This window comes from Skermanella mucosa (genome assembly GCF_016765655.2).
GTDB lineage: Bacteria > Pseudomonadota > Alphaproteobacteria > Azospirillales > Azospirillaceae > Skermanella > Skermanella mucosa.
Window position 1 is genome coordinate 191,375 of record NZ_CP086107.1, and the last position, 15,868, is coordinate 207,242.

A 15,868-nucleotide genomic window follows, 5' to 3' on the forward strand; every position below is an offset into this window, starting at 1 on the left:
CGATGAAAACGAAGAAATCCCGCAGGAGCACCGCGGCGCTCCTGGCGCCGGCGCTGGCACTGGCCCTGTCGGCGGCCCTGTCGGCGGGAACGGCGCTCGCGGCGCCGGGGGAGATCACGGTCGTCCTGCCGGAGCAGCCGGCCAACCTGGATCCGTGCCGGTCGATCCGCAACGACATCGGCCGCATCATCAACATGAACATCACGGAGACGCTGACCGACATCCAGGCGGAGGAGGGCACCGTGGAGCCCTTCCTGGCGACGGGATGGCAGCAGGTGGACGACCTGACATGGCGCTTCACGCTGCGGGACGGCGTCAAGTTCCAGGACGGGGCGGACTTCGACGCCGCCGCGGTCGTCCATACGATCAACCGCCTGATGAACCCGAACCTGTCCTGCGACAGCCGCTCCAAGTTCGGCGACATCAAGCTGACGCCCAAGGCGGTCGATCCCCGGACCGTCGAGATCAAGTCCGACATCCCGATCCCGATCCTGCCGACCCTGATGGGCACGGTCCAGATCGTCTCCCCGAACCTGCCGATGGACAAGGAAACCAACGACCCGGTCGGCACCGGCCCCTATCGGCTGGACGGCGCATCGCCGGAGCGGGTGGTGCTGGCGCGGTTCGACGGCTATTGGGGGGAGAACCCGGAAGTCGCCCGCGCCACCTTCGTCTGGCGACCGGAATCCGCCATCCGCGCCGCCATGGTCTCGACCGGCGAGGCCGACCTGACGCCGACCATCGCGGTCCAGGACGCCACCGACCCGGATACCGACTTCGCCTACCTGAACTCCGAGACGACCCGCATGCGCATCGACGCGCAGATGCCGCCGCTGGACGACCGCCGGGTCCGCGAGGCGCTCAACCTCGCCATCGACTGGGACGCCCTGGGCAGCGCCCTGTTCGGCGACGACGTGCTCCGCGCCTCGCAGATGGTGGCGCCGGGCGTCAGGGGGCACAATCCGGACATCGAGCCCTGGGGGTACGATCCGCAGCGGGCGAGGGAACTCCTGGACGCCGCCCGCGCCGACGGCGTCCCGGTGGACAGGGAGATCAGGCTGATCGCCCGCAACGGCTTCTTTCCCAACTCGGCGGAATCGCTCGAGGCGATGATGGGCATGTGGGAGGAGGTGGGCTTCAACATGACCATGGAGCAGCTGGAGGCGGCGGACTGGGTGCGCTACCTGGACAAGCCGTTCCCGCCCGAACGGGGGGCGACGCTGTTCCAGCAGCAGCACGACAACAACACCGGCGACGCCGGCTTCACCGCCCCGGTCATGTATTCGAGCGGCGGGCAGTACTCGACCATCGCCGACCCCGAGGTCGACCGGCTGCTCCGGCAGGCGATGAGCGCCACCGGCGACGAGCGCGCCAAGCTGTTCCAGGAGGTCTTCGCCCTGGTCCATGACGATGTCGTCGCCGACGTCCCGATGTACCACATGATCGGATACACCCGCGTCGGCCCGCGCATCGAGGGCTGGCGCCCGACCCTCAAGACCAACAGTGAGATCAGGCTTTCGGAAATCGACCTGAAGGACTGACGACCTGGATGGCGGCGCCCGCCGGTCCGGGCGCCGCTCCTTTCCGCAAGGACAGCCCGTGACGCGGATTTTCCAGTGACGCAGTTTCCAAGGACCGGAGCCGCCGCCTGGCTGCCGCCGGTGATCGCCGGCGCGCTCTTCATGGCGGTCAACTCGGCCGTGGGCGCGTTCGACGCGGTGATCGTCCGTCTCGTCGCGCAAGAGGTCCATCCCTTCGGGATCGTCTTCTTCCGCAACCTTTTCAGCCTGCTCTTCCTCGCGTTCTTTCTGCGGCGGATCGGCCCCAATCCCTTCCGCTCCTCGATGTGGCCGGTCCATTGCCTGCGGGCGGTGATGAAGCTCGCGGCGCTGGTCGCTTACTTCTACGCGGTGACCCTGCTGCCCCTGTCGGTGGCGATCGCCGTGGCCTTCACCACGCCCCTGTTCGTCTCGCTCGGCTCCCTGCTGTTCCTGGGCGAGCGCCCGCGCCCGCTGCGCCTGCTGGCGCTCGCCGCCGGCTTCGGCGGGGTCTGGATCGTCCTGCGCCCGGATACGGTGCCGGTCGGCACGGGAGCGTTCCTGGCGCTGGGCGCGGCGGTCGGGCTGGCGGGGGTGGCCCTCCTGATGAAGGTCTCCTCCTCGCGCGAGCCCGCGCTCCGGATCGTGCTGTTCAACCTGCTGGTGACGGTGCCCGTGGCGTTCCTGCTCTGCCTGCCGGTCTGGACAACGCCGTCGATCGGCAGCCTCCTGCTCCTCGCGGTGCAGGGGGCGGGGGGCCTCGCCGCCCAGTTCGCCTTCGCCCGCGCGATGAAGCTCGCCGACGCGTCGCTCCTCATCCTGGTGGACTTCATCCGGCTGCCTCTCGCCGTGTTCCTCGGCCTCGCCTTGTTCGGCGAGCCGGTGGAGGTCGAGGTCTTCATCGGCGGCGGGGTGATCCTCGCGTCGCTCCTCCTGCTGCTCCGGCAGGAACGGAAGGCGGCCCGGCAGGGGCCATAAGCAAGGGAGGTCGCAGATACCGCGAGTGTCAGGCCGAAGCAGTTGGCGGGGCTGGCCGAGCTCGCGCCTGAGGGTGGCGCGAAGCGTCGCAGCATCATCGCTCGGCGTCAGGTTGAACAGGCGGCGATAGTCGGGATTGAACTGCGACAGGCTCTCGTAGCCGACATCATAGGCCACAGCCGAGATGGTGCTGGATCCCGAAAGTCCCCGGCGCGCTTCCTGCAGCCGGACCCGCTTCTGGAACTGGACGGGCGACATGGAGGTCACCGCCTTGAAGTGCCGGTAGAAGCTTGGAACGCTCATGCTCGCTCGCCCGGCGAGATCCGGAATGCTCAGCGCCGCAGCGTAGTTGTCTCTGATCCAAGCCGTCGTCCGGCCGATCCGGGCGGCGTTTCCGTTGGCGAAAGCGAGCTGGCTGGGGAGCGGGCCGTGCTCCGTGTGCAGCAACCGCCAAACGATCTCCCGCTTGATCAACGGTGCCCGGCATGGACTCGCCCGGCGCCGCTGCGCAGGCGCTGGAATCCATGGCTGTGAGTGTCGGTGACTTCGAAGCGGCGTATGCCGCGGCACCGGTCAGGATCGACGCCCGCTACTCTACGCCTCCGCAGCACCAGAACCCGATGGAGCTTTTCGCCACCCAGTGCATGTGGGAGGGCGACCGACTGGTCGTCCATGAGCCGAGCCAGTATGTGAACAGCGTCAAGTTCGGGCTCGCCGAGCAACTCGGCATCGACCCCGAACGCATACGCGTCATCAGCACCTATGTCGGGGGTGCGTTCGGAGCCAAAGGCTTCCTGACACAGCGCACCGCCCTGGTCGCGCTCGCCGCGCGGCACGTCGGAAGGCCGGTCAAGCTCGTGCCGACGCGGGAGCAGGGCTTCACCGTGTCGGGCTATCGCGCCGAGACCCGGCACCATGTGCAACTCGCCGCCGGACAGGACGGTCGCGGCGCGCCCGGGCCGGACGAAAACGCCCGTTCTGCCCCGGCCGTCCCATCGCAGAAGGTTCGCGGCCACTCAATCCGGCCATGCGCCGCGATGACCTGGATATGGCGGTCGCGCCGGGTCGGATCAGTCTCGGCCGAGGCGCTGGGAACAGCCGTCTAACGCGGCGGCACGAACACCGCGCGGCCCGGAGAATGCCCGGCAACGGTGTCGTAGGGGTTGTCATGGTTTTCCAGCGCCATGCGCTGGATGCGATGCACCCGGACCGTTGCTCCGGCATTGCCGGGCGATATCAAGCTCGCAACCGACCCTGGCTTAACGCAATCCGCTGTAGTCTCCGGCGTCGCGGTATCGTACGTGATTGATCAGGGCGCGCAACTTGGGCGGGAGATTCCGGCGGTCCGCGAAGTAGAGGTAAAAGCCCTGGAACGGTGGGCAGTATTCCTCCAGCAGCGGCACCAGTTCCCCCCGATCGAGATACGGCCGGAACGTCTCCTCCATGCCGAAGGTCAGGCCGCCTCCGGCGCATGCTGTCCGCACCATCAGCCACATGTCGTTCGTCGTGATCCTCGGGTTGACCGCCACGTCGAACTCCCGGCCATCCTCCTCGAATTCCCAACGGTAGGGCGCCATTCCCGGTGCGGGGCGCCAGCCGATACAGGAGTATCGCGGAAGCTCGATCGGGTGAGACGGCGCGCCGAAGCGCTCCAGGTATGAAGGAGCGGCGACGACCAGCTGGCGCTGGTCACCCGAGACCGCCACCGCGATCATGTCCTGCTCGATCACTTCGCCAAGCCGGACGCCGGCATCATAACCCTCCGCGACGATGTCGAACTCCTCGTCCGTCACGGTGACATCCAGCAGCACGCCGGGATGAGCATCCGCGAAGCTCGAAAGCAGCGGGCCGGAGATGAACCGTTCGGCGATCGAGGAGACCGCGAGCCGCAGCAGCCCCGTCGGCTTCGCCTCACGGTCCCGGGCGGCGTCGAGCGCGGTCTCGACTTCGGCGATGGCCGGGGCGATACGGCGGTGGAGTTGGGCGCCGGCCTCGGTGAGGCTGACGCTGCGCGTCGTGCGCTGGACAAGGGCCACGCCCAGCCGATCCTCCAGTCGCCGGACCGCCTGGCTCACCGCGGAACGGGTCACGCCCATCCGCTCCGCTGCGGCGCGAAAACTCCTGGCATCCGCGACCGCCAGGAAGACGGAAACGAGGTTCAGGTCGGTGCTCATTGGTTAGCGGCTCTTACCAAGCTGTTCAGGACTGGGCAAATTGTCTCACGTATCGCCCCGATGTACCTGTGTCTCCGACGAAACTTGGGAGACAGGGACGATGACTTCTCTGGACAGTTACCGCCTTCTTGGCCGCTCCGGCCTCCGGGTATCGCCGATGGCGCTCGGTACCATGACTTTCGGCCAGGACTGGGGTTGGGGCGCCGACGCGGGAGAAGCCCGCCGGATCTTCGACCTTTATGTCGAGCGCGGCGGCAACTTCATCGATACGGCGGTGAACTACACGGAGGGTGCCTCCGAGCGCATCACGGGCGGTTTCATCAAGGAAAAGCGCGGCCGCATCGTGCTCGCGACCAAGTTCACCATGGCGCGGGAGCCAGGCAACCCCAATTCCGGCGGCAACCATCGGCTCAACATGGTGCGCTCGGTGGAACAGAGCCTGCGGCAGCTCGACACCGACCGCATCGACCTGCTGTACCTGCACGCCTGGGACATGACGACACGGCCCGACGAGGTGATGCGCGGGCTCGACGATCTCGTCAAATCGGGCAAGATCCACTATGCCGGAATCTGCAACACGCCGGCTTGGCGCGTCGCCCAGATGCAGGCGATGGCCGATCTGCGCGGCTGGTCGCCTTTCGTGGCGCTCCAGATCGAGTACAGCCTGGTCGAGCGCACGGTCGAGCATGAGCTCATCCCGATGGCGGAGGCGCTGGGCATGGGCGTGCTCCCCTGGTCGCCGCTCGGCGGCGGCGTGCTGACCGGCAAATATGCCCGGTCCGATGTCAAGGACTCGCGCGATGCGGCCGTGTCGCAGACACGCAAGGGGGTGATCGCCTCGTCCGGGCACCTCAATGAGCGGTCGATCGGCATCGCCGAAGCGGTGCGGGCCGTCGCCGAGGAGATCGGGGCGACCCCGTCCCAGGTGGCGATCGCCTGGACCCTCGCGAATCCCGCGGTTGCCTCGCCAATCATGGGTGCGCGCACGCTCGCGCAGGCGGAGGACAATCTCGGCGCCCTCGACCTGGCTCTTTCCCCCGATCATATCGAACGGCTTGATCAGGCGAGCGCGCCGGACCCGATCTTCCCCACCCGCTTCGTCGGCCGGCCGATGGTCCGGCAACTCATCTTCGGCGGCGCGTCCGTCGGCCGCCCAGGCTGACGCGGTATCCGATCCAATCGAAACAAGGAGCAGGCAATGGCTCACACGGCACATCCCGCATTGGCATGGTGCGTATCCTTCGCGATGTTCTCGGCTCTCTGTTCGACCGTGGCGATCGCCGGCACCCGCGCGAGCACGGTGGAAGACCACAACAGGCGCGTCGTCATGGAAGCCTTCGATCGCTGGGCGGCAGGCGGAACATCCTTCTTCAACGAGATCGTAGACGAAAACGTCGTCTGGAGGATCGCGGGATCCGGTCCGAGCGCCGGGGTCTTCGAAGGCCGCGAGACCTTCCTGGAGGAGGCCGTCCTGCCCTTCACGACCCGGCTTTCCACCCCGGTGCGGCCGACGGCCGCGACCGTCTGGGCGGACGGCGACCATGTGATCGCCCATTGGGAAGGCAGTGCCGTTGCTCGCGACGGCAGGGGCTACAGCAACCGCTACGCCTGGATCCTGCGCATGGACGATGGGAAGGCGGTGGAGGTGACGGCCTTCCTCGATCTCGCCCCGTATGACGATGTTCTGCGGCGAATCCCGTCACCTCCCCCACCAAACGGCCCGTGAACGGCATCGACGGACATGGTTCCGGGGTGATCCCCAGGCGCCGGCAAGCGGGACGGCGGAGCCGTCCCGCTTGCCGGCATGTTGCACGGATGGTCGGGATTGCGCAGGAGGATGGTCCGCTTCGATGCTCCGGAATCCGTCACTTGGCCCCGGCGATCGCCCGCGTCGCCCTTTCCTCGTTCTCCCGCGTCGCCGTCGCCAGGCTGACGATCACCAGGACGGCGACGGAGCACGGCAGCGCGAACAGCACGCTGTTCCAGCCCAGAGGCTTGCCGAGCGCCAGTTCCCACACCAGGGTCGCCACGCCGCCGGTCAGGATCGCCGAGAGGCCGCCCGCGGGCGTCGCCTTGCGCCAGACCAGGGCGGCCAGCAGGGCCGGGGTGATGGCGGCGCCGTACATCGTGTATGAGTACATCTGCAGGGCCAGGATGGTCGGGAAGAAGGTGCCGAGCGCATAGGCCAGGACTCCCAGCCCGACGACCGCCAGCCGGTCGAACATCAGCCGGCGCTCGGGCGCCACCGTCCTGCCCATCAGGGAGCCGTGGAGGTCGTACATCACGTTCGCGGACGCCGACAGCAGGTAGGAATTGCCGGTCGTGATGATGATCGCGACGGCCGCCGCCAGCAGCATGCCGCCCAGCAGGACCGGCAGTTTCTGGTTCGCCAGCGAAAGCACCGCCGTGGCCGGGTCGATCTCGGGCAGCAGGACGGCGGCCGAGGCGGCGAGCACCAGGATGATGCCGATGGTCAGGACCGAGCCCACGAAGAAGCCGATCGCCGCGACCCGGGCCGTCCTCGGGTTCTCCGCCGCGGAGAACCGCTGGTAGACGTTCTGGTCGCCCAGCAGCAGCAGGAACAAGGGCAGGAAGTAGCCGAGCATCTGCGGTACGGTGAGGCCGCCGGTGATGGTCTGCTTGGCCTCGGGAAGGGCCGCGATCATGCCGTCCAGCCCGCCCGTCTGCGACAGGATCAGCGGCACCGCGGCGATCAGCGAGACCAGGATGAAGATGGCGCTGATGAAGTCCGTGTAGGCTACGGACACCAGGCCGCCGATCGTGGCGAGGAAGATGATGATGGCCGCCGCGATCAGCGTCGCCTGCCACTCCGGGATGCCCGTCGTGATGTGGAGGACCTTGCCCCCGCCGATGAACTGGTAGGAGGTGATCCCGATGAAGGCGAAGAGGATGATCAGCGCCGAGACCGCGCGGGCCGCCTTGCCGTAGCGGATCTCCAGGATCTCGGGCACGGTGTAGCGCGCCGCGACGCGGACCTTGTCGGCCAGCCAGAAATACAGGATCAGCACGCCGATCGGCGTGCCGAGAAAGAAGAAGATCCCGGCGAACGGACCGTACTGGAATACGAAGCTGGCGCCGCCGACGATGGTGCCGGATCCGACGAAGGTCGCCAGCAGCGTGCCGGCCAGCACGGCCTTGGACAGGCTGCGTCCGGCCACCATGAAGTCGTCGCTGTCCTTGACCAGCTTGCGCATGATGTAGACGCCGAACACGCACACGAAGAGCAGGTACGCGGCGATGATTACGATCTGCATGTCTCGGATCTCCCGGATTGCCACCCCAAGGTTTCGCTCGATTTCGAAACTTATCGAAAGCGAAACCGTTGGAATCGGACTTGGTGGCATCACTGGCCGCCCGATTTTCCCGGAATCGGAGAAGCATCGTGTCCGTCGTGATTTTCAAGGATTGCACCGTGTTCGACGGGACCAGCGCGGATCTTCGCGACGGCATGAGCGTCGTCGTGGAGAACGACCGGATCCAGGAGGTCGCCGACCGGCCGGTCGGGGTCGATGGCGCGCGCGTCATCGAGGCGAAGGGCAAGACCCTGATGCCGGGCCTGATCGATGCCCATTTCCACGCGATCGCCGCCGATCCCGACCTGGGCAAGCTCGAGAACATGCCGAAGATGCTGCTGGCCCAGCATGCCCGCCGATTCCTCGAGGCGGCGCTTCACCGCGGCTTCACCTCCCTGCGGGACGCCGGCGGGGCGGACTACGGGCTGGCGCTCGCGACGGAGCATGGCCTGATCGACGGGCCGCGCCTGTTCTTCGCCGGCCGTGCCCTGACCCAGACCGGAGGGCACGGCGACTTCCGGTCCTACGAGGACGGCTCGTCGCTCAGCCTGTGCATGTGCTGCCGCGGCGGCGCCGCCCTGGCCCAGGTGGCGGACGGGGTCACGGAGGTGCGAAAGGCTGCGCGCGAGGAGCTGCGCCGCGGCGCCACCCAGATCAAGATCATGGCGTCCGGCGGCGTCGCCTCGCCCAGCGATCCGATCGACAATCTCCAATATTCCGACGAGGAGATCGCGGCCGCCGTGTGGGAGGCGCAGTCCTGGGGGAAATACGTGATGGCCCACGCCTACACGCCCCAGTCGATCACGCGCTGCCTGAACCACGGCGTCCGGAGCATCGAACATGCCAACCTGATCGACGAGGCGACCGCGACGCTGGCGGCACGGAAGGAAGCGTTCGTCGTCCCGACGCTGGTGACCTACGACGCGCTGAACCGGTTCGGCGCCGGTTTGGGATTCCCGCAGGTCAGCCTGGACAAGCTTCAGGTGGTTCTGTCCGCCGGTCTCAAGTCCCTCGAAGTGTTGCGCCGGGCGGGGGTCAGGACCGGATTCGGGACCGACCTGCTGGGCGACATGCACCAGCACCAGTCATCCGAGTTCTCCATCCGGCGCGAGGTCATGAGCGCCGCCGAGATCCTGATCTCGGCGACTTCGGTGAACGCGGCCCTTGTCCAGAGGGAAGGCGAGCTGGGGGTGGTCCGCGCGGGGGCGCTCGCCGACCTCCTGCTGGTCGATGGCAACCCGCTTGAAGACATCAACCTGCTGGAGCATCACGGTCGCAATCTGGCGATCGTGATGAAGAACGGCAGGATCTACAAGGATGCGCTGGCCGCTTGACGCCGCTTGACGCCGCTTGAGCCGGCCTTTCAGGATCCTCCGACGCGTCCGTACGCTTTCGGCCGAATCGTCGCGTCGATCCCGACCCGCGGATCGATCAGCAGGTGAACGCACTGATCCACTTGCCTGACGGAACGGGGCAGTCCTTATTCTCCGGGCTCGCCCCTCACTGGTTCGGACACTGGCCTAAATGCGGAATGGAATGTCGGAAAGCGCAAGTCCAATTCTCGGACACGGTCCAATACATCGAAAGGAGTGGACGGATACGGGTGCCGCGATATTCGTCGTGACCGTCACGGTCTGCATGGCGGCGGTCCCGTTTTTCGGAAACAATTATTTTTACTTCTCCGATGATTTCCAGACGATGATCATGCCGGTCATGCTGGAGATCGCCCGCCAGGTGAAGGAATGGCAGATACCGCTCGTGACCGGCCGGTCCTGGCTCGGCGGGGCGATCTCCGCCGAATACCAGTACGCGATCTGGAACCCGGTGTCCGTCTCGCTCTATGTCCTGATGGATCGCTTCGGCCGTCTTGACCAAGCCGCGGCCTTCTTCTCGATCTTCCATCTCGGCCTGCTGTCGGCCGGCATCTTCGCGCTGTGCCGCGGGCTGGGCATCCCGCGGGCGGGAGCCGTCGCCGCGGCACTGGCCGGCGGCACCGGCATGTGGGTGGTCTATTGGGGCCAGGCATGGGTGAACGCCCTGGTCGGCATCGCCTGGCTGCCCTGGGCGTCGGCCGCCCTCCTGCTGGCCTACCGCCGCACCCTCCATGTCGGACCGGCGGCGGTCGCGACCGCCCTGGCCCTGGTCAGTGGCTGGCCCTACACGGCCATCGCCCTGATTCTTGGCGCCGGCCTCGGCCTTGCCACGAGCCTCGCGCTGACCGGCCGGTTCCTGCCCTGTCTCCGGGTCGTCCTCGCCATGGGCCTGGGGGGCGCCGTCGCCGCCCCGGCGTTTCTCCCCCTGCTGTACTTTCTCCTGGACGCCTCGATGCGCTCCCACGGCGCATCGGCGGGCGTCCTGACGGCGCATTTCGAGACCCTCGCCGCCGTCAGCCTTCCGGTCTTTCCCAATGTCCTGAAGACTTTCGGCGGCGTGGACCGCATCTCGCCGTCCCCGCCGATCCATTATGTGTCCTGGTTCATCCTGCCCGTCCTGGCCAATGCGAACTGGGCGATCCTGAAGGAGAGGCGGGGAGGCCTCGGCCTCGGGCTGGTCCTGGTGGCGGCCGCCTTCGGGCTGCTGTCCATGTACGGGGCCGGCTGGTATTTCCGGTGGCCCTTCCGGCTGCTGCCCTACTACCACATCACGCTCGCCGTCCTGGCGGGATGGCTGATGACCCGGACCATGCGGGACGGGCAGGGGGCCGCGGCCTGGGGAACGGGCAGGACTGCGCTTGCCTTCGCCGTGCCCCTGGTCCTGGGGCTGTTCAACCAACCTACCCTGGGCCTTGACCAGGCGGTCCTGCTCTCGTGGATCTGCGTGCTGGTCCTGCTCACCCGGCAACTCCAGAGGTCATGGCCGGACTACTGGATAGCCGTTCCCGTCATCGGGCATGTCACCGTCTTCATCTATCTGACGTCGATCTTCCCCCACAACGACCTGGTGCCGCGATGGACGCCGCCGGTGGAGAGGCAAGCCCTGCCGGGCATCACGGAGGCTCCGGGCGTCCGGCGGCTCGCCCTTTACCAGCCGCCCGGGCGCGACGCGTCCTTCGGTTCCGGCAAGGCCCTGGACGATGCCTTCTGGTCCGAGATCATGCCGGGCAACACGCCGCTCCACCATGACGTGGAGGCGATCAACGGCTACTCCGCCCTGGACCCCCGGGGACTGCGCCAGGCCTTCTGCATGGACTACATCGGGGCCAGCTGCCCGGACGCCGCGAAGCGGATCCTGTCCCCGGACGGGGTTACCGGGCTTTCGCTCCTGGATCTCACCCGCGTCGACCGCGTGGTCGCGCAGCGGGGGCTTCATGCCGACAGGTTCGCTTCCGCGGCCGGAGGGACCTGGGTGCGGGCCGGATCGGGGAAGCACAGCGACGTCTTCGTGAGGCGCGAACCGCTTCCCGAGCGGCCGGGCAGCGTTTCGGTCCAGCCGCCGGACATGCGGCTGCGGCTGGTCGGGAGACTGCCGGACCGCGAGTCCTATCACCTGGACCGGGGGCACGGCGGCGGCCGGATCATCTGGGCGCGGGCCTGGTACCCCGGGTACCGCGCCTTCCTGGCCGGGCGCCCCCTCGAGGTCGAGCCCGTCCTCGGGCTCCTCCCCTCCGTCGTGCTCCCCCCGGGCGAGGGGGGCGAACTGGTCCTCGACTATGTCCCGGCCGGCCTTCGGTCGGGCTTGGCGATCGCGGGCGTGGCCCTCGGGCTGGCCGGCGCCCTCTCCCTCGGGTGCCTGTTCCGGGGCCGGAACGGCAGGCGCCTGGCCCGGCCTCTGCTTGAGCGGCGATGATGTTACCGATGTGTCACAACCGGATGCCGGGAGAAAACGATCTGGTGAAGGATTGTGACCTGAGGAAGCATCGACAAGTGGAAGCCGTCAGCTTCGCAGAATCGAAACCGCCGCACGGCAGGGCGGAGACACGAGAGGCAGCAGGGAGGAGCAAGCGTGGATATGGATCTTTGGCATCTGGGAATTCTGCTTGTCCTGTCCTGGATGGCGTGGCTTAACCGGCGGGTCATCGTCTATTACCTGCGCTCCCGACGTCTTCTTAACAGGACGATGGCCCGCTACGTCCTGCTTTCATCTTCGGATGTCGTTCTGTCGAGCCTGATCCATATAGGCGGAATCATCGGCATCATCCTTGTGTGCGACGCATACTATAGCTGGTATGCCGGCGTGGCCGAGTACCAAGCTCCTCATTGAGACGCTCCGGCTGCCTCAAGGCAGCCTCGCGCAGCGCATTTCCGGCTCACCGTATCCCCACGTCACCAGAGCCGTGTCATCCTGCTCCCGGAAACTCTCGTTGCGGCCCCGGTAACTGGTGGCCCCTCCGGCCGGCTGGCCGTACATCAACGAGACGCCGTCCCCGCGCTCGGCGATCAACGTCGGAGGATCGGTCCTGAAGAACGTCACGGCGAGCTCATCCCGCGGGTTGCCGTTGCAGGCGAAGACGGTATGGGCAGTGGCGGGAACCAGGCGATACTCCGCCTGCAGCTCGGCAATGCGGAGCCGGTAGGAATCGCGCACGCAACCCCGCTTGTCGCTGCTCTTCCAGCAGTCGTCGCGCCCCTTGATCCAGCCGCGCTGCTCCGCCTTCAACACCGGCGGATGCTCATTCGCCGCCTTCCGGGATGCCTGCGCATAGACGTCGTCCAGCCGGCGGTCGAGGTCCGACAGTTCGCGGTCGCCGCAGACCATCTCCTCGATGCTGCCGGCCGCCGCCTTGGCGCAGGGAAAGGACGGAGCCTGGGCATGCGCCGCTCCGCCGGCGGATCCGAAGCCCGCGGCCAGCAACGCCGTTCCAAGGACGATCCGGCCGATATCGGGGCCGCGACCGATGAGGTGCCAAGTCATCGCAAGGACCTTTCTTCCGTCGATTTCCTCGAGGATATCGGCTCCCCGTCGGTCCGCTCGGGTGCGGCGCGAGCCTTCAGCTTGAAATCATAGGCGAGCCTCCGCCACGGCCCGGCGCTCCCGTCCGGGGCGTCGCCGGGGGCGCCTGGCGGGCACTCCACGACCAGGGAGGGCTTGACGCCGAACGCCACGTCGTCGGCGAGGTATGGACCGTCGGCCGGGAAGAGCTGGGTGACCAGCGTCTCGTGCCCCTCCGCCGCGATCCTGAAATGGATGTGAGCCGGCCGGAAGGGATGGCGCCCGGTGGCGTTCAGCAGCTCGCCCACGGGGCCGCCCGCCGGGATCGGGTAGTGGGACGGCAGGATCGACCGGAAGGCGAAGCGCCCCCGCCCGTCGGTGCGGAAGCAGGCCCGCAGCGTCGGTTCCGTCAATTCGGGGCGCTGGACGTCGTAATAGCCGTTCTCGTCGGCCTGCCACACATCGACCAGGGCGCCGGCCAGCGGCCGCCCGTCGGCCGACGACACGGATCCTTCCACGTGGAGGCGCTCGCCCGGCTGCCCCCGGGCCATGTCGGCGCCGAGCGGCAGTTCCGGGGCGCCGGCGGCGTAGAAGGGGCCGGGCGGGGTGGTCTCGGTGGCGCCCCCGGCCACCGGGTGGTTGAGGGAATCGACCAGCATGGTGACGCCGAGCACGTCGGACATCAGGGCGTATTCCTGGCGCGTCCCGGCGCAGGCGCGGCCGGCGCGGGCCAGAAAATCGATCGCCGCTTCCCATTCCCCGATGGTGGGCTCGACATCCCGCACGAAGCCGTGCAGGTGGCGCACGAGGCTGGCCATGACGGCCCTCAGGCGCGGATCGCCGGTGCGGGCGAAGCGGTCGATCACCTCCCGGGTGAGGGAGTTCCCGTCGAGATCCGTCATGAAGTCCCCCATTGCGGCCGTCAACCGGGCATCATGACGCCGAGATAGGGCGCCGTCGGCTTCTCGGACGGTCCGGCCAGATCCGGCACCTTGTGCTGAACGGGCTTGAGGCTCCTGAGATAGGTTGCCAGGGCCCGGGCATCGGCGTCGGTGAGCTTCCCGTAGCTGTGGTAGGGCATCACCGGGGCCAGGACGCGGCCGTCCGGGCGGACGCCGGTGCGCACCGCCTTGACGATATCGGCCTCGCTCCAGTTGCCCAGGCCGGTTTCCGGCTCCGGGGTCAGGTTGGGCGGGTAGAAGGTCCCGAGCCCCGGGACCTGGAATCCCACATCGGAACCGCCGAGATGGCCCTGCGGATCGGGCTTCCCCAGCAGCGCCCCGGTGGTATGGCAGCCGCCGCAGTCCATGATGGCGGCAAGATACTCGCCTCGCTTCACGGTCTCCTCCGCGGCGGTCGGCGAGGTCGTCACGAGGGCCGCGCCGAGCAGCAGCGAGGTGGCGGCGGCGCCGGCAGTCAGGATCGTGCGCATGTTCCCAAAGTCCCTTGATCATCGTTGGATGACCGGAGTCTTACCGTGTGCGGCTTTCCCGGGCTCTCGCCGGACCTTTCCTGAACTTTCCGGAATTCTTCCGGATCCCCTATTCGGGCACCCCGGCCTTCCTCAGCCCCTCGATGAACACGTCGCGGTGGGCGAACTTGCCCAGGTTGCGGCGAAGCACGCCGAGGCAGAGCGGAGGGCCCACCCTGTTGCGGATCTCGATGAATTCCCGGGCCTCCTCGATCAGGCCCAGGTGGCCGCAGCAGCTGATCAGGGTGTTGTAATGCCCGGAATATTCCGCGAAGGAAGAGACCGAGGTCCGCAGGAAGGGCAGCGCCTCCTCGAAATGCTGGGCTCCCAGAAGCGCCAGCCCGTGGATCGCCGTGTACAGCCCGGAGAAGCCGTCGAGCGGGCTCATGCGCAGCGCGCGGGCGGTCTCGGCGATCGCCTCGTCGAAATGGCCCGCCCGCAGGAGCGCCCAGCCCAACGCCGTGCGGCCCAGCGCGAAGCTCGGGTGGAGACCGAGCGCGGTCCGGAGCTCCCCGAGGGCCCGCTCGTGCTGGCCCGCCGTGCTGAGGCACAGCCCCGAGACCATGCGGGCCCAGGGGTCGCCGGGATCGAGGGAAAGCGCGTCCTGGGCATGTCCGGCCGCTTGGCCATAGCCCTCGCGCGCATCGGGGAACCAGTAGCACAGCGCCGCCCACCACAGCGCCCAGCTCAGCAGCGCATGGGCGCGGGCATAGCCCGGCTCGATGGCGATGGCATGGCGCAGCAGGGCCTGCGCATCCTCGTTCTGCCGGCGTCCCACCCGGTTGATCAGGCCCATGGCCCGCACGACCAGCCCCCAGGCGTCGATGCTGTCCGGCGGCCTGCTGGAGACGCGGAACCCCTCCTCGGCGTAGAGGTGGGGCTCCACCGCGGCGACCACCCGTTCCGTGATGTCGTCCTGGACCGCGAAGATGTCCTGCAGGTCGCGGTCGTACCGCTCCGCCCAGATGTGCTTTCCCGACTCCGCGTCGACCAGCTGGCCGCTGATGCGGATGCGCAGGCCCGCCGTCCTGACGCTCCCCTCCAGGACGTAGCGGACCCCCAGGTCCCGGGCGACCTGCCTGACGTCGGCGGGCTTGCCCTTGTAGACGAAGGAGGAGTTGCGGGAGATGACGAACAGCCAGCGCAGGCGGGCCAGCGCCGTGATGATGTCCTCGGTGATGCCGTCCGCGAGATACTCCTGCTCGGGATCGCAGCTCATGTTGGCGAAGGGCAGGACCGCGATGGAAGGCTTGCCGTGGATCGTCGCCTCGCCGGGACCCGCGACCGTCGCCGCGTGCCGGTCCGGTTCCCCTGCCGGGCGGAAAGACAGTTTCGTGTGGTTCTCGACGATGGAGAGCGTCTTGTCGGAGAACAAACCTATCAGCAGCTTGTCGACCGTCGATTTTCCCAGCTTCGTTTTGAAGGCGAACTGCTCCCGCGACATCCTTTCACGGGCAAGATAGTCCCTGATCGTCGCTGCGATAAGCTTCTTGTCTTCCAACCCTGCTCTCCGTCGTCCGCAGA

At 67.7% G+C, this 15,868-nt stretch carries 14 protein-coding genes and 1 pseudogene; 8 read left to right on the forward strand and 7 right to left on the reverse strand.

From position 1 onward, the window contains the following. Positions 1–2: 2 nt before the first annotated feature. Positions 3–1,541, forward strand: coding sequence for an ABC transporter substrate-binding protein (locus tag JL100_RS30800; protein ID WP_202683141.1), 1,539 nt, complete (start codon positions 3–5; stop codon positions 1,539–1,541). Between the two features lie 141 nt (positions 1,542–1,682). Further along, positions 1,683–2,516 carry a DMT family transporter gene (locus tag JL100_RS30805; RefSeq protein WP_228421673.1) on the forward strand — a complete coding sequence of 278 codons (834 nt, stop codon included), beginning with the start codon at positions 1,683–1,685 and terminating at the stop codon, positions 2,514–2,516. Between the two features lie 108 nt (positions 2,517–2,624). Here JL100_RS30805 and JL100_RS30810 read toward each other — a convergent pair. Further along, positions 2,625–3,086, reverse strand: a pseudogene (locus JL100_RS30810) (helix-turn-helix domain-containing protein); the annotation flags it as partial. Between JL100_RS30810 and JL100_RS30815 the strand changes: the two are divergent. After that, entirely contained in the window at positions 3,002–3,622 is a 621-nt protein-coding gene (locus tag JL100_RS30815) for a molybdopterin cofactor-binding domain-containing protein (RefSeq protein WP_202683143.1), read from the forward strand. The pseudogene JL100_RS30810 and the gene JL100_RS30815 overlap by 85 nt on opposite strands. 153 nt (positions 3,623–3,775) lie before the next feature. On the opposite strand, the gene JL100_RS30825 is transcribed toward JL100_RS30815, so the two are convergent. Further along, the gene (locus JL100_RS30825) at positions 3,776–4,690 is read right to left on the reverse strand and encodes a LysR family transcriptional regulator (protein WP_202683144.1); all 915 of its coding nucleotides are present in this window, start codon (positions 4,688–4,690) and stop codon (positions 3,776–3,778) included. A gap of 100 nt (positions 4,691–4,790) precedes the next feature. On the opposite strand from JL100_RS30825, the gene JL100_RS30830 reads away from it, so the two are divergent. After that, entirely contained in the window at positions 4,791–5,852 is a 1,062-nt protein-coding gene (locus JL100_RS30830) for an aldo/keto reductase (RefSeq protein WP_202683145.1), read from the forward strand. Positions 5,853–5,888: 36 nt separating this feature from the next. Next, positions 5,889–6,416, forward strand: coding sequence for a nuclear transport factor 2 family protein (locus JL100_RS30835; RefSeq protein WP_202683146.1), 528 nt, complete (start codon positions 5,889–5,891; stop codon positions 6,414–6,416). Between the two features lie 139 nt (positions 6,417–6,555). Here the strand turns inward: JL100_RS30835 and JL100_RS30840 are convergent, their stop codons facing one another. Then, positions 6,556–7,965: a sodium:solute symporter family protein gene (locus JL100_RS30840; RefSeq protein WP_202683147.1), complete on the reverse strand. Its 1,410-nt coding sequence runs from the start codon at positions 7,963–7,965 to the stop codon at positions 6,556–6,558. Between the two features lie 128 nt (positions 7,966–8,093). Here JL100_RS30840 and JL100_RS30845 point away from each other — a divergent pair, with 128 nt between their 5' ends. The 3 genes from JL100_RS30845 (at position 8,094) to JL100_RS30855 (ending at position 12,204) form a co-directional block, all read left to right on the forward strand. Next, positions 8,094–9,338 carry a metal-dependent hydrolase family protein gene (locus JL100_RS30845; RefSeq protein ID WP_202683148.1) on the forward strand — a complete coding sequence of 415 codons (1,245 nt, stop codon included), beginning with the start codon at positions 8,094–8,096 and terminating at the stop codon, positions 9,336–9,338. Between the two features lie 286 nt (positions 9,339–9,624). Continuing rightward, on the forward strand, positions 9,625–11,790 hold the full coding sequence (locus tag JL100_RS30850; protein ID WP_202683149.1) for a hypothetical protein: 2,166 nt from the start codon (positions 9,625–9,627) through the stop codon (positions 11,788–11,790). Between the two features lie 156 nt (positions 11,791–11,946). Further along, positions 11,947–12,204 carry a hypothetical protein gene (locus JL100_RS30855; RefSeq protein ID WP_202683150.1) on the forward strand — a complete coding sequence of 86 codons (258 nt, stop codon included), beginning with the start codon at positions 11,947–11,949 and terminating at the stop codon, positions 12,202–12,204. Between the two features lie 15 nt (positions 12,205–12,219). Here the strand turns inward: JL100_RS30855 and JL100_RS30860 are convergent, their stop codons facing one another. From JL100_RS30860 to JL100_RS30875, 4 genes are all read right to left on the reverse strand, one after another. Continuing rightward, positions 12,220–12,855 (reverse strand): lysozyme inhibitor LprI family protein, encoded by a 636-nt coding sequence (locus JL100_RS30860; protein ID WP_202683151.1) that lies wholly within the window; start codon positions 12,853–12,855, stop codon positions 12,220–12,222. Continuing rightward, the gene (locus tag JL100_RS30865) at positions 12,852–13,775 is read right to left on the reverse strand and encodes a dioxygenase family protein (RefSeq protein ID WP_202683152.1); all 924 of its coding nucleotides are present in this window, start codon (positions 13,773–13,775) and stop codon (positions 12,852–12,854) included. The genes JL100_RS30860 and JL100_RS30865 overlap by 4 nt, the downstream gene beginning before the upstream one ends. A gap of 20 nt (positions 13,776–13,795) precedes the next feature. After that, a complete protein-coding gene (locus JL100_RS30870) occupies positions 13,796–14,305 on the reverse strand; it encodes a c-type cytochrome (protein WP_202683153.1) in 510 nt (169 codons plus the stop codon). Positions 14,306–14,414: 109 nt separating this feature from the next. Further along, on the reverse strand, positions 14,415–15,845 hold the full coding sequence (locus tag JL100_RS30875; RefSeq protein ID WP_202683154.1) for a tetratricopeptide repeat protein: 1,431 nt from the start codon (positions 15,843–15,845) through the stop codon (positions 14,415–14,417). Positions 15,846–15,868 lie beyond the last annotated feature (23 nt).